Annotated in this window: 20 protein-coding genes; all 20 read left to right on the plus strand. The window is 47.7% G+C overall.

Translation table 11 applies throughout. From position 1 onward, the window contains the following. Positions 1-172: 172 nt before the first annotated feature. Complete coding sequence (gene rpsB / locus ABEA66_RS29705) at positions 173-871, plus strand: 30S ribosomal protein S2 (RefSeq protein WP_028550454.1); 699 nt, start codon at positions 173-175, stop codon at positions 869-871. Between the two features lie 90 nt (positions 872-961). Then, on the plus strand, positions 962-1,612 hold the full coding sequence (gene tsf / locus ABEA66_RS29710) for a translation elongation factor Ts (protein WP_079910240.1): 651 nt from the start codon (positions 962-964) through the stop codon (positions 1,610-1,612). 194 nt (positions 1,613-1,806) lie between these two features. Further along, positions 1,807-2,532, plus strand: coding sequence for a UMP kinase (pyrH, locus tag ABEA66_RS29715; protein WP_079910239.1), 726 nt, complete (start codon positions 1,807-1,809; stop codon positions 2,530-2,532). Positions 2,533-2,537: 5 nt separating this feature from the next. Continuing rightward, complete coding sequence (gene frr, locus ABEA66_RS29720) at positions 2,538-3,092, plus strand: ribosome recycling factor (protein WP_079910238.1); 555 nt, start codon at positions 2,538-2,540, stop codon at positions 3,090-3,092. A gap of 58 nt (positions 3,093-3,150) precedes the next feature. Continuing rightward, positions 3,151-3,918 (plus strand): undecaprenyl pyrophosphate synthase, encoded by a 768-nt coding sequence (gene uppS / locus ABEA66_RS29725; protein WP_079910237.1) that lies wholly within the window; start codon positions 3,151-3,153, stop codon positions 3,916-3,918. Positions 3,919-3,938: 20 nt separating this feature from the next. Next, positions 3,939-4,736, plus strand: coding sequence for a phosphatidate cytidylyltransferase (locus ABEA66_RS29730; RefSeq protein ID WP_345593333.1), 798 nt, complete (start codon positions 3,939-3,941; stop codon positions 4,734-4,736). A gap of 21 nt (positions 4,737-4,757) precedes the next feature. After that, positions 4,758-5,900 carry a 1-deoxy-D-xylulose-5-phosphate reductoisomerase gene (locus ABEA66_RS29735; protein WP_345593335.1) on the plus strand — a complete coding sequence of 381 codons (1,143 nt, stop codon included), beginning with the start codon at positions 4,758-4,760 and terminating at the stop codon, positions 5,898-5,900. 168 nt (positions 5,901-6,068) lie between these two features. Beyond that, the gene (gene rseP, locus ABEA66_RS29740; protein WP_345593337.1) at positions 6,069-7,322 is read left to right on the plus strand and encodes an RIP metalloprotease RseP; all 1,254 of its coding nucleotides are present in this window, start codon (positions 6,069-6,071) and stop codon (positions 7,320-7,322) included. Between the two features lie 207 nt (positions 7,323-7,529). Next, entirely contained in the window at positions 7,530-8,978 is a 1,449-nt protein-coding gene (gene proS / locus ABEA66_RS29745) for a proline--tRNA ligase (RefSeq protein ID WP_192705213.1), read from the plus strand. Between the two features lie 77 nt (positions 8,979-9,055). Further along, entirely contained in the window at positions 9,056-13,360 is a 4,305-nt protein-coding gene (locus ABEA66_RS29750; RefSeq protein WP_345593341.1) for a PolC-type DNA polymerase III, read from the plus strand. A gap of 165 nt (positions 13,361-13,525) precedes the next feature. Beyond that, positions 13,526-14,002 carry a ribosome maturation factor RimP gene (rimP, locus tag ABEA66_RS29755; protein WP_079910231.1) on the plus strand — a complete coding sequence of 159 codons (477 nt, stop codon included), beginning with the start codon at positions 13,526-13,528 and terminating at the stop codon, positions 14,000-14,002. A 39-nt stretch (positions 14,003-14,041) separates the two neighbouring features. After that, complete coding sequence (nusA, locus tag ABEA66_RS29760; protein WP_079910230.1) at positions 14,042-15,139, plus strand: transcription termination factor NusA; 1,098 nt, start codon at positions 14,042-14,044, stop codon at positions 15,137-15,139. Positions 15,140-15,177: 38 nt separating this feature from the next. Beyond that, positions 15,178-15,489, plus strand: coding sequence for an RNase P modulator RnpM (rnpM, locus tag ABEA66_RS29765; protein WP_079910229.1), 312 nt, complete (start codon positions 15,178-15,180; stop codon positions 15,487-15,489). Next, on the plus strand, positions 15,479-15,808 hold the full coding sequence (locus ABEA66_RS29770) for a YlxQ family RNA-binding protein (protein ID WP_179135993.1): 330 nt from the start codon (positions 15,479-15,481) through the stop codon (positions 15,806-15,808). Before rnpM ends, ABEA66_RS29770 begins: the two co-directional genes overlap by 11 nt. Then, positions 15,801-18,572, plus strand: coding sequence for a translation initiation factor IF-2 (gene infB / locus ABEA66_RS29775; protein WP_192705217.1), 2,772 nt, complete (start codon positions 15,801-15,803; stop codon positions 18,570-18,572). The genes ABEA66_RS29770 and infB overlap by 8 nt, the downstream gene beginning before the upstream one ends. 5 nt (positions 18,573-18,577) lie before the next feature. After that, the gene (gene rbfA / locus ABEA66_RS29780; RefSeq protein ID WP_079910226.1) at positions 18,578-18,934 is read left to right on the plus strand and encodes a 30S ribosome-binding factor RbfA; all 357 of its coding nucleotides are present in this window, start codon (positions 18,578-18,580) and stop codon (positions 18,932-18,934) included. Next, positions 18,931-19,935, plus strand: coding sequence for a DHH family phosphoesterase (locus ABEA66_RS29785; protein ID WP_345593348.1), 1,005 nt, complete (start codon positions 18,931-18,933; stop codon positions 19,933-19,935). The genes rbfA and ABEA66_RS29785 overlap by 4 nt, the downstream gene beginning before the upstream one ends. Further along, positions 19,932-20,858 (plus strand): tRNA pseudouridine(55) synthase TruB, encoded by a 927-nt coding sequence (truB, locus tag ABEA66_RS29790; RefSeq protein ID WP_345593350.1) that lies wholly within the window; start codon positions 19,932-19,934, stop codon positions 20,856-20,858. Before ABEA66_RS29785 ends, truB begins: the two co-directional genes overlap by 4 nt. Before the next feature lie 37 nt (positions 20,859-20,895). After that, on the plus strand, positions 20,896-21,846 hold the full coding sequence (locus ABEA66_RS29795; protein ID WP_345593352.1) for a bifunctional riboflavin kinase/FAD synthetase: 951 nt from the start codon (positions 20,896-20,898) through the stop codon (positions 21,844-21,846). A 155-nt stretch (positions 21,847-22,001) separates the two neighbouring features. After that, positions 22,002-22,271 (plus strand): 30S ribosomal protein S15, encoded by a 270-nt coding sequence (gene rpsO / locus ABEA66_RS29800; protein ID WP_079910222.1) that lies wholly within the window; start codon positions 22,002-22,004, stop codon positions 22,269-22,271. The last annotated feature ends 208 nt before the right edge of the window (positions 22,272-22,479 follow it).

A 22,479-nucleotide genomic window follows, 5' to 3' on the forward strand; every position in this document is an offset into this window, starting at 1 on the left:
TCTAATAATAGAAGATGTTGCATACGATATTCAGTTGTGGTATATTTATTGACGGTGTTAAAACGCACGCAGGTTAATTCGCATAATGGTGCTGCCGATTCCGGTAGTTTTATGTCGAAGATGCGACTTGCGGAGGAGACCCAAAAAACCAATTTAGAGGAGGTGTGTGAAGATGGCAGTAATCTCCATGAAACAGCTTTTGGAAGCTGGGGTACACTTCGGTCATCAAACCCGTCGTTGGAATCCTAAAATGGATCGTTACATCTTCACTGAAAGAAACGGTATTTACATTATCGACCTGCAAAAAACGGTCAAGAAAGTGGAAGAAGCTTACAACTTCGTAAAATCTGTTGCTGATGAGAACGGCACGATTTTGTTCGTAGGTACTAAGAAGCAAGCTCAAGATTCCGTTGCGGAAGAAGCAGAGCGTTGCGGAATGTACTACATCAACCAACGCTGGTTGGGTGGTACGTTGACCAACTTCCAAACCATTCAAAAGCGTATCGATCGCTTGAAACAGCTTGAGAAATGGGAAGAAGACGGTACTTTCGAAGTGCTTCCTAAGAAAGAAGTTATTATTCTTCGCAAGGAAAAAGACCGTTTGGAGAAATTCCTTGGCGGAATTAAGAATATGAAGGGTCTTCCAAGCGCATTGTTCGTAATCGATCCTCGTAAAGAGCGTATCGCGGTTGCGGAAGCTCGCAAATTGGGTATCCCAATCGTTGGTATCGTTGATACTAACTGCGATCCGGACGAAATCGATTATGTTATCCCTGGTAACGACGATGCGATCCGTGCCGTGAAATTGCTGACAGCTAAAATTGCTGATGCAGTTATCGAAGCACATCAAGGTGAACAAACAACAGCTTAATGGCTGAATAGGAAAGGGTGGTTCAAAGGTGCAAAATCCTTTCACCGCCCTTTTTTTAGGGTCATAGACAAAATATAAGGAGGCCAAACCATGGCAGTTAATGCAGCATCGGTTAAAGAATTGCGCGAAAGAACAGGAGCAGGTATGCTCGATTGTAAAAAAGCGTTGGAAGAGGCTAATGGCGATTTGTCCAAAGCAGCTGATATCCTTCGTGAGAAAGGATTGTCTGCAGCAGCTAACAAAGCAGGCCGTATTGCTACTGAAGGCACTGTAGAATCCTATATCCACGCTGGTGGTCGTATTGGCGTATTGGTAGAAGTTAACTGCGAAACGGACTTCGTTGGTAAAACAGATCAATTCCGTGAATTTGTTAAAGACGTTGCTATGCATATCGCGGCTTCGAGCCCATTGTATGTTCGTCGCGAAGAAGTTCCTCAAGATGCATTGGATAAAGAACGCGAAATCTTGACTGCGCAAGCTTTGAACGAAGGCAAACCAGCTAACATCGTTCAAAAAATGGTTGAAGGCCGTCTTGGCAAATACTACGAAGAGTACTGCTTGATGGAGCAGCCATTCGTTAAAGATCCGGACAAAACTATCGGACAACTGGTCAACGAAAAAGTAGCAACAATCGGTGAGAACATCACAATCCGTCGTTTCGTTCGTTTTGAATTGGGCGAAGGCTTGGAGAAAAAACAAGAGAACTTTGCTGAAGAAGTAATGGCTCAAGTGAAAAAATAATAAGAGAAGTTCGTAAGAACCTATCTTAACTTATTTGGATATACTTACGGTAAATGATAAGTTGCTGCTGAAACGGAAATTTATCATTTACCGTACATAAATACGGAAAAGTAAAACGTGGGAACACTTAGTGTTCCTTCTTTTTTAAACATAAACGAGCATGACAGCTGATTGACGAACGGGGGTAGTGAAGCTTGGTACAGCCAATCTTTAAAAGAGTCATATTGAAACTGAGCGGAGAAGCACTGGCAGGTCAGCAGGGATACGGAATCGATTCCGATATGATTTCCTCGATCGCAGCGCAAGTCAAAGAGGTTGTCGATTTGAATGTAGAGGTTGCCGTTGTTGTAGGAGGCGGGAACATCTGGAGAGGTATTGCCGGCAGTGCGAAGGGGATTGACCGTGCCACTGCGGATTATATGGGGATGCTCGCGACCGTCATGAATTCCTTGGCGCTTCAGGATGCCCTGGAGACGATCGGAGTACCGACACGTGTGCAAACGTCCATAACCATGCAGCAGGTAGCAGAGCCTTATATTCGCAGAAGAGCGATTCGCCACTTGGAAAAAGGCCGGGTTGTCATCTTTGCTGCCGGTACAGGGAATCCTTATTTCTCAACCGATACGACAGCAGCATTAAGAGCGGCTGAGATCGAGGCGGAAGTCATTCTTATGGCCAAGAATAAGGTGGACGGGGTATATTCGGCAGATCCGTTCAAGGATGCCAATGCACAGAAGTTCGAGACGCTAACCTATATGGAAGTGTTAAGCAATAATCTGGGCGTAATGGATTCAACGGCTTCTTCTCTCTGCATGGACAATAATATTCCGTTAATCGTGTTTTCCATAACCGAGAGCGGCAACATTAAGAAGGTTGTTCTCGGAGAAAAAATAGGTACGATTGTAAAAGGGAGTGTTTAACGATTATGCCACAATCGATTAAAAAGAATGCGGAAGACCGCATGGAAAAAGCAATCGGTTCGTTGAAGAGAGAGTTGGCCAGCCTTCGGGCAGGCAGAGCGACTCCGTCTTTGCTTGATCGCATTCAAGTGGAATATTACGGGGCTATGACGCCTATTAATCAATTAGCCAACATTAATACACCGGACTCCCGTACCCTTATGATTCAGCCATGGGATAAAAGCTCCGTCGCCGCTATTGAGAAGGCTATTATGAAATCCGATCTGGGATTGACTCCTTCCAACGATGGATCGATGATCCGCATTGTGATTCCGGCCCTTACGGAAGAGCGTCGTACCGAGCTGGTGAAAATGACTCGCAAATTCGGTGAAGAAGCTAAGGTTGCTATCCGTAACATTCGCCGCGACGCAAACGATGAGATCAAGAAGCTGGAAAAGTCGGGCATCTCTGAGGACGAATCCCGCAAGCATCAAGAAGACATCCAGAAGTTTACTGATAAATATATCGGTGAAGTAGAGAAAGTGTTAGCAGCTAAAGAAAAGGAAATTATGGAAGTATAATGATAGAAGACCCCCTTTCGAGGGGGCTTTTACACTTTCCTTATTGGAGGAAAAAGAAATGATGCCTTTCAAGAAATGGTTTGGAAGCAAGGCTCAGAATGACGAGTGGGTAGAACGGATCGATGCCGATAATATTCCGAACCATGTTGCGGTTATCATGGATGGCAATGGGCGATGGGCTCAGAAGCGCGGCTTGCCGCGTATTGCGGGGCACCATTCAGGTATGAAAAACGTAAAAAAGATTACTATGGCTGCGAATGCTATCGGCATTAATGTGCTGACCATGTATGCATTTTCAACCGAAAACTGGAAAAGACCCAAGGAAGAAGTCGAGTATTTAATGAAGCTTCCTCTAGAATTTTTTCCAAAAGAGATTGATGAGCTTATCGCCAACAACGTGCAGATTCGTATGACTGGATGGCAGGAAGGTCTGCCAAACTATACACTAGAGGCGATTCAGAAAGCGATTGAGCAAACCAAGAACAATACGGGACTTATTTTAAATTTTGCTTTGAATTACGGAAGCCGCCGAGAAATGCTATCTGGTGTTAAAAAGCTGGCAGAGGATGTGGCATCCGGTAAAGTTACATTGGATGAAGTGGATGAATCGAAATTTGGCCAATACTTATTGACCTACCCGCTTCCTGATCCGGATCTGTTGATCCGTACGAGCGGCGAGCTTCGTATCAGTAATTTTTTGATGTGGCAGCTGGCTTATTCGGAGTTATGGTTTACGGATTTGTGCTGGCCTGACTTCACGGAGCGGCATTTCTATGAGGCAATCCAGGAGTATCAACGAAGAGCCCGGCGTTACGGAGGATTGTAGCAGTAATTGGAGGAATGAATTTGAAGCAGCGAATCATCACTGGGGTCATTGCCGGTTTAGGCTTCATGATTCTATTGTATCTAGGCGCATACTGGTTTGCCGGATTGATTGTCATTCTGTCCCTGATCGGTTTTAATGAGTTTTTACGAATGAATGGGCTGACGCCATATCGTATTACAGCCCTTTTCGGATACACAGGTACAGCATGCTTAACGATACCGTGGAATACGCTTCAACTTGCGTCGGTTGGATCCATGGACCGTATGATATGGTTGTTTATGTTCATTTTATTATGCGCTACCGTCGTTTCCAAGAATAAGGTAACCATTGATCACGTGGTCATGATGTTCTTAGGGATGGTGTACGTGGGTATCGGTTTTCATTACATGATCGAGACTCGTGCTATGGAGAACGGGATGTTCTGGACGCTTCTGGTTTTCTTCTGCATTTGGGCTACGGACTCCGGCGCGTACTTCACAGGGTCAGCAATTGGCAAGCATCCCTTGTGGCCGACTATTAGTCCTAAGAAATCGATTGAAGGCGCCGCAGGAGGAGTTGTTCTTTCCATCATTGTGGCTATCTGTTTTTCATTGGCTTCCCCTGAACTGCTCTCTTGGAAACAGGCTTTGCTTCTCGGTGTCATCATCGCTATAGTCGGACAAATGGGGGATTTAATCCAATCTGCTTATAAGCGGGTCAAGGGCATTAAGGATACGGGGGCCATCCTTCCAGGGCACGGCGGTGTACTAGACCGGGTGGATAGCTGGCTGATCGTGTTTCCGGTTGTTCATCTGCTTTCGTTACTTCCCCATACCTAATTCGATTGTTCGAGGTGAAACATGAAGCACATTTCCATACTTGGATCAACCGGTTCTATCGGTACACAAACATTGGACGTTATTTCCCATCACCCGGAACAGTTTAAAATTGTGGGCCTGGCAGGCGGCCATAATGTGAAGCTCCTGCTGGATCAGGTACATCAATTTCGTCCTGCCAAGGTTTCCGTCGCAACGAAGGAGCTTGCTGATCAAATGAAAATGCATGTTCCTGCAGGTACCCAAATTTTTTACGGGGATCAAGGTCTTATTGAAATTGCAGCAGGTACCGATGCTTCCGATGTAGTAACAGCGGTCGTAGGGAGTCAAGGCCTGGAGCCTACCCTCGCAGCCATTCGGGCGGGAAAGCATATCGGTCTGGCGAACAAAGAAACCTTGGTCAGTGCGGGCCATCTGGTTACGGCCGAAGCCGAACGTCACGGCGTCAAGCTGATTCCGATCGACAGCGAGCATTCTGCCATTTTCCAATGTCTGAACGGCGAGTCCAGGAAAGACATCAAAAAAATAATGCTGACTGCCTCAGGAGGCTCCTTCAGAGAGTATTCCCGCGAGCAGCTAAAAGATGTGACAGTGGAGCAGGCGTTAAAACATCCGAATTGGTCGATGGGAGCCAAAATCACCATCGATTCCGCCACTATGGTTAACAAGGGGCTAGAGGTTATCGAAGCCCATTGGTTGTTCGGGCTGCCTTATGATCAGATTGAGGTACTGATACATCCTGAAAGCATCATTCACTCCTATGTGGAGTTTATGGACTGCAGCATTATTGCTCAGCTTGGCAATCCGGATATGAGGGTCCCTATCCAGTACGCCCTCACTTATCCGAATCGTATAGCTACACCGTCTCAACCGTTGAATTTGGCTGCTATGGGCAAATTGACCTTTCGCGAGATGGACTATGTCCGCTTTCCCTGCCTGAAAATGGCTTTCGACAGCGGCAGAGCGGGCGGGACAACGCCAACGGTATACAATGCTGCGAACGAAGTAGCCGTTGAACGCTTCTTGAAGGGTGAAATCGGATTTTTACAAATTGAAGATATTATTGCAAGCGCTCTGGATCGGCATGATCCGGTTGCGCATCCGGATTTGGAACAAATCACAGCCGCTGATACATGGGCAAGACAGACAGCAAGAGTGGGAAGTTAATTGGATCAGGTAAATTCCCTAGCATCATTTCATCGACAAGATAATATGTTCATAACATGGCTCGGCTTGTATTCATATCGCAAATAATGTTAATCTTAATGAAAAGAATGAGCCCGACCATGGAACTGGTCTTTGACTAATCGCGATGCTTAAAGGGAGGACGTTCGATTGGCTACATTGCAAATTGCGTTTCAAATTGTTCTGCTATTTTTTGTTCTGGTGACGATACATGAGTGGGGACATTTTTATTTCGCCAAGCGGGCCGGGATTCTGGTCAGAGAGTTTGCGATCGGCTTCGGTCCGAAGCTGCTTTCTTTTAAGAAAGGCGAAACCCGATATACCCTTCGTCTGCTGCCAATCGGCGGATTTGTGCGCATGGCTGGCGAAGATCCAGAGATTGTTCAGATTAACCCCGGTCAGCGTATTGCTCTGGCATTGAAAGGCAATGAAGTGACCCATATTTATTTGAATGATTTGGATGATCGATCCGATTCCGTGGTCGGTGTTGTCGAAGATATCGATTTGGAGCGCCGCCTGTTTATCAAGCTCGATATGGATGGCGAGCTCAAGCAGTTCTCCGTTCATCCCCAAGCGATGATGGTAAGCAAAGACAAGGAAACCCAGATCGCGCCGTGGGATCGCCAATTTGGCAGCAAAACCGTCGGCCAGCGGGCTATGTCTATATTCGCAGGACCGATGATGAACTTTATTCTCGCGTTCATTTTGTTCATTACGGTTGCCTTTATGGCCGGTGTACCGGATAAAGTGAAAATTCAAAGTACCGTTGCGGGCTCGCCTGCGGAAAAAGCGGGACTTATGGCGAATGATATTATTATTTCGGTCAATAATGAGCCTATTGGTGCTGACCGTAACAAGCTGACGAAGATGATCAAGCAGTCCGTCAACCAACCGATGATCTGGATTATTGAACGCAATAAGGAACAAATTCGTAAAGAAGTAACCCCGGAAGAGAAAGGCGGCGGCTTAGTCGGTGTCAGCCTGATTTCGGAGAACCGGAAAGCTTCCTTTACTGATGCAGTCAACAACGGATGGAGCAGCATGTCACAAGCTGCCGTCTCCATCTTGGACAGCTTCGGCAAGCTCGTTACTTTGCAGGTCAAGATGGACGATCTAGGCGGACCAGTCCGCATTGTTGAGTTCACCAGCGAACAAGCCAGTGCCGGCTTGCCTCAGTACACCTTCTGGGCGGCCATCATGAGCTTATACCTGGGGATGTTTAACCTGCTGCCGTTCCCAGCCTTGGATGGAAGCCGCTTAGTGTTCCTGGGCTTTGAAGCGCTTCGCGGGAAGCCTGTTGACCCAAGCAGAGAAAGCCTCGTCCATTTTGTCGGCTTTGCGATGCTGATGCTTCTCATGATTGCGGTAACCTATAACGATATTTTACGACTGATTAAAGGCTAGTTTATCCCTAAGTCATAGCCTTGCTGATGCAGGGCTATGCTTTTGTTTACTACATAGGAAGGTTAAGACATGCTTCATGAGTTAAGGCCCCTTCCGTTGAAGAAAGATTCCGAGATCATCGGATGTGACAATTGAACACGCTCGATCATCTATGAAAGGCCTCTATATGAGGTTTTCTCATGATAGTTTGTAGGAGGAGAACCCCCAATGTCCAAAGAGAAGCAGTTTGTTAAGGAGATTACACCTCAAAGCGAGGATTTCTCCAGATGGTATATCGATGTTATTAAAAAGGCAGACCTGATGAGCTATTCGCCGGTGCGCGGTTGCATCGTGTTTAAGCCGGACAGCTATGAAATCTGGGAGAACATCCAACGTGAACTGGATGCAAGATTCAAAGAAACAGGTCACCGCAATGCATATTTCCCTATCTTTATTCCAGAAAGCTTTTTCCAAAAAGAAAAGGAGCATGTCGAAGGCTTTAACCCCGAACTGCCATGGGTAACGGAAGCAGGCGGAGAAAAGCTGGAGGAGCGCCTTGCCATTCGCCCTACATCAGAGACTATGATCGGACATATGTATTCCGAATGGATTAATTCGTATAGAGACTTGCCGCTGCTGATCAATCAATGGGCGAACGTGGTTCGTTGGGAGAAGCGGACGCAGCCGTTCCTGCGGACGAGCGAGTTTTTGTGGCAGGAAGGACATACAGCGCACGAGAATGAAGAGGATGCACGTCGTGAAACGATGCAAATGCTAGAAATCTACCGCGATTTCGCGGAAAACTTCCTGGCGATACCGGTTATCGTCGGACAGAAGACCCCTTCGGAGAAGTTTGCCGGCGCCGTAGATACCTATTCCATCGAAGCGATGATGAAAGACGGCAAGGCGGTTCAAGCGGGAACCTCCCATTACTTGGGCACTAATTTCGCTGTAGCCTTTGATATTAAATACTTGGACCGCGAGAATCAGCATACCTTCTGTCATACGACATCCTGGGGTGTAAGCACGCGTCTTATCGGTGCGTTGATTATGGTTCACGGAGACGACAGAGGATTGGTTCTGCCGCCTAAGGTTGCTCCTACACAAGTCATCATGATTCCTATCGGTCCTCCGAAAACAAGGGAGCAAGTAGTAGCCCGTGTTGATGAGCTGTACGCTCAGCTGAAACAAGCCGGGGTTCGTGTAAAGGTAGACGACCGTCCGGATCAAAGTCCCGGCTGGAAGTTCAATGAATACGAGATGCGCGGCGTACCGATTCGTGTAGAGCTGGGACCTCGTGATATGGAAAACGGACAAGTGGTGCTTGTTTCGAGAATTTCCGGGGAAAAACGCGTAGTCCAGCAGGATCATTTTGTCGAAGAAGTGCAAAAAATGCTGGAAGAAATCCATCAACAAATGTATGATAGAGCTAAGCAGTTCCGCGATGAGAATTTCACTTCGGTGGATACGCTGGATGAATTCAAGTCGTTCCTGGAGCAGAAGCGCGGCTTCGCCTTGGCAGGCTGGTGCGGATCCGATGCTTGTGAAGCTCAGGTTAAGGAAGAGACAGGCGCAACAAGCCGTAACATCCCGTTTGAGCCGGGTGAACACAAATCAACATGTCTAGTATGCGGAGAAGCTTCCAAGCATACCGTCGTGTTCGGTAAAGCTTATTAATTGCAAGGATATCAAGGGCAAATCGGAAAGCAACATCTCCTGTTTGCCCTTTGTATGTTTTACGGGGGAGGAAGTTCATGAGCAGTACGGCAGTGAAGAGAGAACGCTTTGAGATGCTGATGCAGCAGGCCCATGTGCCTGTGGATGTAGTGAACTCTTTTTTTCAGGACGGGTATATTGATAGAGTTGAAACAACGCGCAAAAACAGAGAATGGACGTTTTATATCGTAAAAAGCACCATTGTTCCCAATGACGTTTACCGTTCCTTTTGCAAGATGATCCGTGACAAATTCGCCCATATTGCAGCAATCCGATTTATGCTGAAGTATACGGAGGATGTAGAACCGGAATTAGTGGCTCGTGAATATTGGGGAATGTTTATTGAGTGGGTGCAGCGGGAGGCTACCTCCGTCAACGGTTGGATGGCCCGGGCTAAGATAGAGGTTCAGGGGCATCAGCTTACGCTGATTTTACTGGATTCCATTGGGCTGGAGCTTGCCAAAAAGAAAAATATCGGACAGTGGGTGCAGACGTATTTCTCTGATTTCTTTGGCGTTGACTTCCATGTTCGATATGCTATGGATGAGAACCGCGAAGCGGAGTTTGAGAAATTCGCCAAAAAAATTGAAGAAGAAGAAAAGATCGTCACCCAAGAGATCATGACATCTATTGAAGTGGAGGAAGCCGAGTCTCTCCCTGAAGCAGAGTTAAAGCTGATGGTAGGCTACGAGATTAAAGATCCTCCGGTACCGATTCAGATGGTTCAGGATGAAGAGAAGAAAGTGACGCTGCAGGGCGCCGTGTTCGGCTTGGAAGTGAAGGAGCTTAGAAACGGCAGCACCCTGTTTACATTTAACATAACGGATTTCACCGATTCCATGATGATCAAGGCCTTTGCCAAAACGAAGGAAGACGTTAAAATCTACAGCCTGATTCAGAACGGCACTTGGGTAAAGGTACGCGGAAAAGTGGAATATGACCGCTTTATGCAAATTCCCGAGCTGGTCCTCATCCCGAATGATGTCAATGAAGTGATGCCGCCGCCGGACCGCAAGGACGACGCTGCGGAGAAGCGGGTCGAATTCCATCTGCATTCAACCATGAGTACAATGGACGGAATTACTCCGATTGACCAATATATCAAAACGGCAGCCAAATGGGGCCACAAAGCTATAGCTGTAACGGATCATAGCGGTGTACAAAGCTTTCCGGAGGCCAATAAAGCGGCTAAGAAGCATGGCATCAAGATGATCTATGGTGTTGAGGCGAACGTTGTGGATGACGGGGTTCCTGTGGTAGAGAACGCACGTTCGATGGATTTGAAGGATACCGAGTACGTCATTTTCGATATTGAGACCACCGGCTTATCTATCGTCCATAACAAGATTATAGAAATCGCCGGGGTGAAGATGAAGGACGGCAAGGAGATCGACCGTTTTGCCACGTTCATTAACCCTCATGAAAGAATCCCGTATAACATTCAGCAGCTGACTAATATTACGGATGATATGGTAAGGGACGCTCCTGAGCTGTCAGACATGCTTCCCAAGTTTCTCGAGTTTGTAGGGGACTGCGTGCTTGTCGCTCATAATGCCCGGTTTGATATGGGCTTTATTCAGGCGAACTGTAAGCAATTAGGTCTGCCACCGGTTACGAATCCTTCTCTCGACACGCTGGAGATGGCAAGGCTGTTGTTTCCTACGATGAAAAATCATCGTCTGAACACGCTGGCCGATAAATTCAAGGTCAGCCTGGATAATCACCACCGGGCGATTGACGACTCCGTGGCGTTGGGCTATATCTTATTTCATCTTATTAAAGAAGCCAATGACCGCGGCATAACCGATCTGGAGCGGCTGAACGACGATGTCGGCAAAAGTTTGAAAAACACAAGACCGTTTCACTGCTGCATCTATGCAAAGAACATGGTCGGCAAGAAAAACCTTTACACGCTGGTTTCTTTGTCTCATACCGAATATTTTCATAGAGTCGCGTGTATTCCTAAGAGCTTGCTCCAAAGCATGAGAGAAGGCCTTATCATTGCATCAGGCTGTGAGAAGGGCGAGTTTTTTGAAACGGTGCTGAACAAGTCCATAGAAGAGGCAGAGGAAGTTGCGCAATTCTATGATGTGCTGGAAATTCAGCCTACTTGCGTTAATATGCATCTGGTGGACAAGGGATTGGTAGGCAGCAAGGAACAGCTGGAGGATGCAACCCGCAGGATCATTGATATCGGGCGTAAATTCAACAAGCCGGTCATTGCCACCGGTAATGTCCATTACTTGCATCCACGCGATAAAATATGCCGTGATATTACGATTAACGGGATTACCGGCTTCAGTCCATTAAAGGATATGAAGAAGCCGGATGTTCACTTCAGAACAACTAAAGAAATGCTGGCAGAGTTTCAATTCCTCGGTGAAGAGACTGCTTTCGATGTCGTCGTGCGGAATACGAGCGATCTGGCAGACCAATTCGAGGAGCTTCAGCTGTTTCCGGATAAACTGTTTGCTCCGATCATCGAAGGTGCGGATGAAGAAATCCGGACCAAATGCTATGATACGGCCAAACGTCTCTATGGCGAGCCGCTACCGGAAGTCGTTGTCGCACGGCTGGAGAAGGAACTGGTGCCAATTATCAAATACGAGTTCTCTGCGAACTATCTTGTATCGGAGCGGCTCGTTAAGAAGTCTAACCAGGACGGATATTTGGTAGGGTCTCGGGGATCGGTAGGTTCATCCGTCGTAGCTACATTCTTGGGCATATCCGAGGTTAATCCACTGCCCCCGCATTACGTTTGTCTATCCTGCCAATATAATGAATGGTTTTTGGATGGAAGCGTGCCAAGCGGATTTGACCTCCCGGATAAGGAATGTCCTAAATGCGGAGCAAAGCTTAAAGGTGAAGGGCAGGACATTCCGTTTGAGACGTTCCTTGGCTTTAAAGGGGACAAGGTCCCCGATATCGACTTGAACTTCTCCGGGGAATATCAGCCGGTTGCCCATAACTATACGAAGGTGCTCTTCGGTGAGAAAAGTGTATTCCGTGCGGGTACGATCGGTACCATTGCGGAAAAAACCGCCTTCGGTTACGTGAAAAAGTTTGAAGAGGAGCAGGGGAAGAAATGGCGCGGAGCCGAGGTCAGCAGACTAGCCTCCGGCTGTACCGGGGTCAAGCGAAGTACGGGCCAGCATCCTGGCGGTATCGTAGTTGTTCCGGATTACATTGATGTGAATGACATTACACCAGTCCAGTTTCCAGCGGATGATACAAGTGCTGAATGGATGACGACGCACTTTGACTACCATGCCTTTGACGCGAATCTGCTGAAGCTCGATATTCTCGGGCACGATGATCCGACCATGATGAGGATGCTGCAGGACTTGACCGGAGTCGACCCTACGACCATTCCTATGAATGATCCTAAAGTCATGAGCATGTTTAACTCGACTAAGGCTATAGGAGTCACACCCGAGCAAATCCGAAGCACGGTAGCAACTTACGGCGTTCCGGAGATGGGGACGAAATTCGTACGTCAAATGCTGGAGGAAACGCAGCCTTCATCGTTTGCTGACTTGCTTCAAATTTCCGGTTTGTCACACGGAACGGGAGTTTGGCTTGGCAACGCCCAGGAGCTGATCAAGAAAGGCACTTGCACGATCAAGACGGTTATCGGTTGTCGTGACGAGATTATGCTGTACTTGATCTATAAGGCGGGAATGGACGCAGGGCTCGCCTTTAAAATTACAGAGAGCGTTCGTAAGGGTAAAGGTTTGACGCCTGAGTGGAAGGAAGATATGAAGAAGCACAATGTGCCCGCATGGTATATCGAATCCTGCGAACGGATCGAGTATATGTTTCCGAAGGCGCATGCTGCCGCTTACGTTATCTCTGCGGTTCGTACCGCTTATTTCAAGCTGTACCATCCGATTGCATTTTACGCGACTTACTTCACGGTGCGTGCCGAGGATTTCGAGCTTGATCTGCTTTGCCAAGGTTATGACGCTATTTTGCGCAGACTGATTGAGATTGAAGAGAAAGCATTCCAGGCTACGCCAAAAGAGAAGGCGATGGTATCCATACTGGAAATGGCACTCGAAATGACTGCCAGAGGCTTTTCCTTCAAAGGAATCGATCTGTATAAATCCGATGCGACGAAGTTTTTGGTTGACGGAGATTCCTTAATCCCTCCTTTCTCTGCTTTAGCGGGGATCGGGGTGAACGCCGCCAAAAATATTGCTGCTGCCAAGGATGACGGGCCGTTCCTGTCGATTGAGGATTTCCAAACACGCAGTAAGGCGTCCAAAACGATCGTTGAGCTGCTCGGCTCGATGGGCTGCTTCCGCGGCTTGCCGGAATCCAATCAGCTGTCGCTATTCTAGGCACTCCTCTTTCAATGAAGCAAGCCGTCTTCATATTGCATACCTATAAGGCTTATGGTATAATCTTCTTTGGTAACAACCGTTTATAAGTTCGGATCTTAGAGAGTGGGGAAACCCACTCTTTACATTTTGTTACAGAGATGAAAGCGTCTGGCTTTCCATTTGATGATAGGAGGTTGCAGGTTGATTTCGCAAATTAAACCTATAGTTGAATCACTTCTTCAGCCTTTTTTGGATGAGAACAACTTTGAATTAGTCGATGTTGAGTATGTTAAAGAAGGCAGCAATTGGTTTCTACGAGTATATGTGGACAAGGAAGGCGGCATCGATATTGACGATTGCGGCCGTATCAGCGAATTTTTAAGTGAAAAATTGGATGAAAAGGATCCGATTCCTACCGCTTACTTCCTGGAAGTATCCTCGCCGGGTGCCGAGCGTCCTTTGAAAAAGACGCAGGACTATCATAAGGCAGTGGGCCAGCATGTATTTGTGACGACATATGAGCCGGTTGATGGGTTGAAGGAATTCGAAGGAACGCTTCTGTCCTTTGATGAGCAGACCGTCGTCGTTGAAATCGGAAAGAAAAAACACGAAATTCCTTTCAACAAAGTAGCAAGCGCAAGACTGGCGATCGTGTTCTAAAACAGTGGTGGATTTTATGAGAGGGGGAGCTCCGTTCAAATGAACATGGATTTTATTGAAGCATTATTGGAAATTGAAAGGGAAAAAGGAATCGCCAAGGAAGTGCTGATCGATGCTATTGAAGCGGCACTGATTTCCAGCTATAAACGTAATTTTAATACCGCGCAAAACGTGCGTGTGGACATTAACCGTCACACCGGATTGATCAAAGTATACGCCCGCAAAACGGTGGTTGAGGATGTATTGGATCCCCGTATGGAAATTTCTCTATATGCTGCGCGTGAATTGAATCAGAACTATCAATTGAACGATATCGTCGAGATCGAGGTAACTCCAAGAGATTTCGGCCGTATCGCAGCGCAAACCGCCAAGCAGGTTGTTACCCAGCGGATACGCGAAGCGGAGCGCGGTTTGATTTATAATGCTTTCGTCGACAAAGAAGAGGATATTGTGACCGGTATTGTACAAAGACAGGACCTGCGCAATATTTATATCGATTTGGGCAAAATTGAGGCTGCGCTGCCGTTGACCGAGCTTATGCCGACAGATAAATTTAAGCAGGGCGACCGCGTAAAGGCTTATATTACGAAAGTGGAAAATACGACTAAAGGCCCGCAAATTATTTTATCTCGTACGCATCCGGGTCTTTTAAAACGTTTATTCGAGCTGGAAGTTCCCGAAATTTTTGACGGCGTCGTGGAGATTCGTTCCGTCGCGCGTGAAGCGGGCTTCCGTTCCAAAATTGCCGTTTATTCACGCAATCCCGAAGTCGATCCTGTGGGCTCCTGTGTCGGTCCTAAAGGAATGCGCGTCCAAACGATCGTTAACGAGCTGAAAGGCGAGAAGATCGATATTGTACGCTGGGTTGAGAATGTGGACGAATACGTGGCTAACGCGCTCAGTCCTTCCAAGGTGCTTGAAGTGAACGTGTTTGAGAACGAGAAAATGGCCCGTGTTATCGTACCTGATTATCAGCTATCCCTTGCTATCGGCATTAAAGGGCAAAACGCTAGATTGGCTGCCAAGCTGACGGGCTGGAAGATCGATATCAAGAGCGAAACGCAAGCGGAGCAGGAATACGGCCGGCCTAAAACATTCACTGAGGAAATGCACCAGGATTCCGTCAGTATCGACTAATTTCAAATAAGCAGCTGACAAGTAGAAGGTGATCTAAGATGAAGCAAAAGAAAATCCCTCTTCGCAAATGCGTAGCATGCCAGCAAATGATGCCCAAAAAAGAACTGATTCGCGTCGTAAAAACGCCAAATGACGACATCATCATTGATCTGACGGGTAAAAAAGCGGGACGCGGAGCTTATTTGTGCGGAAAGCTGTCTTGCTTCAGATTGGCTAAAAAGAGCCGAGCATTGGATCGCGCTCTAAAGCAATCGGTCAGCGCGGACATTTACGATGCTTTGGAACAGGATTTTATTAAAGTAGAGGATGAATTCATTGCCGGCAAAGAAGCGGCGGTGGATGATGAATAATAAATGGTTTAATAACTTGGGATTGGCCATGAGAGCGGGTAAAGTCATTACGGGAGAAGATGCCGTCATAGACGCAGTTCGTAAGGGCGAGGCCAAGATGGTCATTGTTGCAGAAGATTCCTCCCCCAACACTTTGAAAAAAGTGAACGATAAATGCAGTACCTATCAGGTTCCCCTACATCAGTACGGCAGCCGTGAGCAGTTAGGAGCAAGTATCGGAAAGGAAACACGCGTTGTTCTAGCCATAACCGATGCTGGATTTGCGAAAATGCTGAAGAAAAGTCTGGAAAATCGTACGGAGGTGGACAGTATTGAGTAAACAAGACAATAATAAAGATAATAAGCTTAGAGTATATGAGTATGCGAAGTCTTTGAATATGAGCAGCAAAGAGATTATTACAATTCTTAAAAGACTTAGTATTCCAGTTAACAATCATATGAGTGTAATGGAGAACGATACAGTGGAGAGTGTGGAAAAATTTTTTAAAGAAGTAAAAGCCAATGCAGCAGCCAAACGAGGAACTAACGAAACGGGGAATGCTTCTATCAGTACGAATAGCACGAACACAGTGAACACAGACGCAAACGCACAAGCACAAGCTCAACAACCTAAGACAGACACTAAGCCTCAGGCTCCTCAAGCCCAAACAGGCAATACGCCAAGCAATCAGCAAAGAACCGGCGGAGGCCAAGGCCAATCCAACCGCGACCATAGCGGACCGCGTTCCGGCCAGCAAGGTCAAGGTGGGGGCAACCGCGGGCAGTATGGAGATCGTAGACCTCAAGGTCAAGGCTCCCAAGGCGGTTACAACAACCAACAGCGCAGCGGCAACCAGCAGGGCGGCAGCAATCCGAACCGTGGCGGCGGCCAACAAGGCGGAGGCTACAATCAGAACCGCGGCAGCCAGCAAGGCGGAGGCCAAAGCCAAAACCGTCCAAGCGGCGGATACAATCAAGGTCAAGGCAACCGCAGCGGTGCACCTGGCGGCGGCAACGGCAGCCGTTCTGGTGACCAGCGTTCCGGTCGTCCGCAGGGCGGATTCGATCAACGCAGGCCATCGTCTGATCAACGTGGCGCAGGTCAAGGAGCCTCCAACTCCTTCAACAAATCTATTGGTGCGGGCCCTTCAAGAGCTAGCTTACCCGTTGATGTAGATCAAGAGGATGCAGCTAGCAAAGGCAAGACAACGAAGAAGACCAAACCGAACCAGAAGCGTTTTGACGATAATAAAGTAAGTACTTCCAGAGGCCCGCAAAACAATCGGGGTAACAACCGCAATCAGAAGGGGAGATTCCAGCAAGAACCTGTGAAGAAGGAAAAAGTGGATAATACCCCTAAAAAAATTATCGTTCGTGGTACGATGACGGTTGGCGAGTTGGCTAAAGCTCTGCATAAGGATGCTTCGGAAGTTATCAAGAAATTGTTGTTCCTGGGCATTATGGCAACCATTAACCAAGAGCTTGATCTGGATGCCATTCAACTGCTTGCAAGTGACTATAATGTTGAAGTCGAACTGAAAATTCCGGTTGAGGAAGATAAGTTTGAGCAGTTCGAAGAGAAGGATGACGAAGCAGATCTGCTGGAGCGTCCACCGGTAGTCACCATTATGGGTCACGTCGACCACGGTAAAACGACCTTGTTGGATGCTATCCGTAAAACAAGCGTAACCGAGGGCGAAGCAGGGGGAATTACCCAGCATATCGGTGCGTACCAGGTCGAAATCCATAATAAGAAAATTACGTTCCTGGATACTCCGGGTCACGAAGCGTTCACATCAATGCGTGCCCGCGGTGCACAGGTAACGGACATTACTATTATTGTGGTCGCAGCAGACGATGGTGTTATGCCTCAAACCGTAGAAGCGATCAACCATGCTAAAGCGGCAAAAGTGCCGATTATCGTTGCGGTTAACAAAGTGGATAAACCTGAAGCTAACCCGGATCGAATCAAGCAAGAGCTTACCGAGTATGAACTGGTACCGGAAGAATGGGGCGGAGACACGATCTTCTGCAATATTTCCGCTAAACAGCGTATCGGTCTTGAAAATCTGCTTGATATGATTCTTTTGGTCGCTGAAGTTCAAGAACTGAAAGCTAACCCGAACAAACGTGCCAGAGGTACGGTTATTGAAGCCGAGCTGGATAAAGGGAAAGGTCCGGTTGCACGCGTTTTGATTCAGCACGGTACGCTCAAAGTCGGAGACAGCTTCGTAGCCGGCGTATGCTTTGGCCGCGTTCGCGCCATGGTCAACGACAGAGGCAAGAGATTGAAAGAGGCTGGACCGTCTACTCCTGTAGAGATTACTGGCTTAACCGAAGTGCCGCAAGCTGGCGATCCGTTTATCTGCTTCGAGGATGAGCGTAAAGCAAGAGCGATTGCCGAGAAACGTGCTGTTACGTTGAGACAATCGGAAATGGGAGCGAACGTTCGTGTTACATTGGACGATCTGTATAAACACATTAAAGACGGCGAAATCAAAGACCTGAACGTGATCATCAAAGGGGACGTACAAGGCTCCGTTGAAGCCCTTCGCGGATCTCTTGAGAAGATCGATATCGAAGGCGTTCGCGTCAAAATCCTGCATAACGGCGTAGGTGCGATTACTGAGTCCGACGTTATCCTGGCTTCCGCTTCGAATGCCATCATTATCGGCTTCAACGTTCGTCCGGAGCCGCAAGCGAAGAATACGGCTGACCAAGAAAAAGTAGACATTCGTCTGCACAGCATCATCTACAAAGTTATTGAGGAAATCGAGCAGGCCATGAAAGGGATGCTGGATCCTGTATATAAAGAGGTTGTTATCGGGCAAGCGGAAGTCCGCAACATATTCAAGGTTTCCAAAATCGGCGTGATTGCGGGATGTATGGTCATTTCCGGTAAAATCTCCCGTAATGCTCAAATGCGCTTGATCCGCAGCGGAATCGTTGTGTATGAAGGTAACATTGACTCCCTCAAACGCTTCAAGGACGATGCGAAGGAAGTTGCTCAAGGTTACGAATGCGGTATATCTCTGGATAAATACAACGATATTAAAGAAGGGGATATTATCGAAGCCTTCGTAATGGAGACAGTTGAGAGGTGATTTGAATGGCGCGTATTCGCGTAGGAAGAGTCGGAGAACAAATTAAAAAGGAGCTTAGCCAAATCATCCAATCGGAGCTGAAAGATCCTCGTATCGGATTTATTACCGTAACAGGCGTCGAGGTAACGAATGATTTGTCTCAAGCCAAAGTGTTCTTAAGTGTCCTCGGTACTGACGAACAAAAGGAAGAAACGTTAAAAGCGCTGGGCCGCGGCAGCGGATTTATCCGTTCGGAGCTCGGCAAAAGAATCCGGCTGCGTAAAATTCCGGATCTGATCTTCCGTTTCGATGCATCTATCGATTACGGCAGTCATATCGAGAAGCTGCTGAACCAGATTAACGGGGAGAATGCGCAGCCATGACGGCACTTTCCCGACAGGACGAGTATGCCGCTCATTTGGAGGCTGCTGCGCAATTCATTCGTGAGAACGATCATTTTCTGGTGGTATCCCATATTCATCCGGATGGGGATGCCGCCGGGTCTACATATGCCGTAGCATGGATGCTGACCGCTTTGGGCAAGCAGTATACCCTTATCAACGAGGGGAACATGCCTGAGAAGTTCAGGTACATGGGTGCCGGGCAACAGACAGTGATCGATTACGAAGCTTCGGCAGGATCGATGGAAGCGTCGTTTACCCGCGTCATTTGCGTGGATTGCGCGGACTTTTCCAGGATGGGCAGTGTAAGTCAGCTTTTATCTCCGGATGTAAAGCTGTTAAATATCGATCATCATGCAACGAATGACCGTTTTGGCTGCTATAATCTAGTGGTGGATACAGCCGCTGCAACCGTCGAGGTTCTGTATGATCTATGCATGACGATGAACATTCCATTTTCGCATGAGCTTAATGTTTGCCTGTATTCGGGGCTGTTAACCGATACAGGCGGCTTCCGGTACTCGAACACTTCGCCGAAGGTAATGCGGATTGCTGCGGATATGCTTGAGCGAGGGGTTAAAGGGCATGAGCTTACCGAGCATTTGCTGGAAAAGCTGTCCTACCCGCAGATCGCACTCATCAAAAGCAGCCTGTCTTCCTTGAAATTCGCTCACGGCAACCAAGTAGCCTGGCTTTCGGTCACATTAGACGAGCTTGAGCAAAGCGGCGCCAGTAACGAGGATTTGGACGGATTGGTCAACTACCCGAGAAGCGTTGAAGGCGTGGAGGTGGGCATTTTGTTCAAAGAACGGAAAGACGTGGTGAAGGTGAGTTTACGCTCCAACGGCAAGGTGGATGTGGCACAGGTTGCCAAAGCCTTCGGCGGCGGCGGACATGTCCGCGCGGCAGGATGTGCTGTCGAAGGGACGCTGGACGAAGCCATCGAACGGGTGGTTAAGGAAGTAGGTTTAGCGCTGGGATGACGAACGAAACGTTAGAAGGAATACTTCCGATTTGGAAGCCGGCCGGATTTACATCACATGATGTGGTTGCCAAAGCGAGACGTATTCTAAGGATAAAAAGGATCGGCCATACAGGAACGCTGGATCCTCAGGTGACCGGTGTGCTGCCGCTTTGCATTGGCCGTGCTACCCGTCTGGTAGAATATATCCAGGAGCTTCCCAAGGAATATGAAGCAACTTTAAAAATCGGTCTTGCTACCGATACAGAGGATGCAAGCGGTCAAATCATCGAGCAAGCAGACCAAGTCACCCTGACAGAACAACAGGTGCGTGAGACGCTGCATTCATTCGTAGGCGAAATCGAGCAAGTTCCCCCTATGTACTCGGCGGTTAAAGTCGATGGCAAGCGGCTGTATGAATTGGCCCGCCAGGGGGTTGAAGTAGAGCGCAAGTCGCGTAAAGTCTCAATTTATCAAATTGAGATATTACAAATGAATCTTGATATGCATCACCCGGAAATTCGCTTCCGTGTCCGCTGCTCCAAAGGAACCTATATCCGCACGTTATGTGTGGACATTGGGAAAGCACTCGGATACCCGGCGGTAATGTCGGAGCTTGTCCGTACTTCCTCGGGCAGCATCGGACGGGAGCAATGTCTTACCTTGGAGCAGCTGGAGCTGCTTCAACAGCAGGGCGGTTTATCGGACAAGCTGATACCGGCCGAAATAGCTTTAGCTCATATGCCCAAGGTGCGTTTGAGTGAAAGGCAGACTCGCAAGGCGCTGCTTGGGCAAAAACTGACCTTGACTCCTTCGGAGCAGACGGCTTTAACAGACGCTGAAGGGCTTAATTACGCGGTTTATAGCGAAAGCTCCCGATTTATAGGGATTTTTCTATGGAATCGCGATAAACAGGAACTGCAGCCAGTTAAAGTATTTTCGTAGCAAGCTTCGTCTGAAAAGAATGCAGGTGACATATTCGATGCAATCTATACATTTAAATTACCCAATAGTCGAAGGTAAAGATTCGATAGCTACAGTACCCCAGGTATTGGCCATCGGGGAATTTGACGGCATTCATCTCGGTCATCAGGAAGTGATCAAGCGGGCGCTGCAGACGGCGAAGAACATGCATATTCCTGCATCGATCATGACCTTTCATCCTCATCCCAAAGAGGTGCTGGGGCAGCATAAATATACCCAACTGCTCACGCCTGCCAACGAAAAGGAACGAATACTTGCCGGGATGGGCTTGGATAACAGCTATTTGGTTGCTTTTGATTCGGAGTTTATGAAAGTAACCCCGGAACAGTTTGTGGAGAATATGCTGATTCCTATGAATGTGAATACGGTGATCGTGGGCTTCGATTTTACCTTTGGCTTCCGGGGTGCAGGTACGCCGGATACGCTCTGCGAGCTCGCAGCGGGACGCTTTGCCGTTGAGGTGATACGGCCGTTTTTGCTGAACGGCAGCAAGGTAAGCAGTACGCTGGTGCGCGAATATTTGCAAAGCGGACAGCTGGAGGAGGCAAACCTTCTGTTAGGCCGTCCTTACACTATTACCGGCACCGTTGTGACCGGGGACGGGCGGGGGCGCACGATCGGTTTTCCGACAGCGAATATAGAAATGTCCGAATCCTTTGTCATTCCGACGCTTGGCGTGTATGCCGCTAAAGTGATTGTGGACGGAGAGATACATCATGCGGTCATGAATGTCGGGAAAAAGCCGACCTTCGTTGAACATTTGGATAAGCCTACTTTGGAGGCTCATTTATTTGACTTCTCACGCTCGATCTACGGAAGCTCTGTCACGGTAGAGTTTATTTCTTTTCTGCGGCCTGAGCGCAAATTCGGTTCCGTGGATGAACTAATTACCCAAATCCGCTCGGATGCGGATAGGGCGCGGACGATTTTGGCAGAAAAATATTCATAATTTCATTTCTTTATTTTACATTTATCCTGCATCTGTGCTATACTATAAAACGTTGTCGAACCAATAGGGTCCGGCATGAACCATGGCATGGAGATTCGACTACTCCGGCGCTCTCTGGGCCATTGGGGATATTCAATTATGGAGGTGAATGAACGATGGCATTGACACAAGAACGTAAGCAAGAATTGATCCAAACGCATAAAACTCATGAATCCGATACAGGATCTCCTGAAGTGCAAATCGCAATTCTTACTGAAAATATTGTGAACCTGACAAACCATTTGAAAACACACAAGAAAGACCACCACTCTCGTCGCGGTCTTTTGAAGATGGTAGGTCAACGCCGTAAGCTGTTAACTTATTTGAAAAACAAAGACGTTAAACGTTACAGCGCCCTTATCGAAAAGCTTGGTCTTCGTCGATAATCAGATTGATTTCAAAGGAGCAACCACGGTTGTCTGCTGTTTGGGTCCGTTTTGGGCTCGGACAGGGGCAGCGCGGTTGCTTTTTCGTATGTTTCTTTTAGCCGAAGCGAGATTTATTTCGAAAAAGAAGGAAATACTAGGCATTATGAAGAAGTGTTAGTAGAACCATTCAGCATCGTGTAGGAAGAAAGTTTCTTGACCGGAAGCT

Origin of the sequence: Paenibacillus vulneris (genome assembly GCF_039543185.1) — a bacterium.
Lineage (GTDB): Bacteria > Bacillota > Bacilli > Paenibacillales > NBRC-103111 > Paenibacillus_S > Paenibacillus_S vulneris.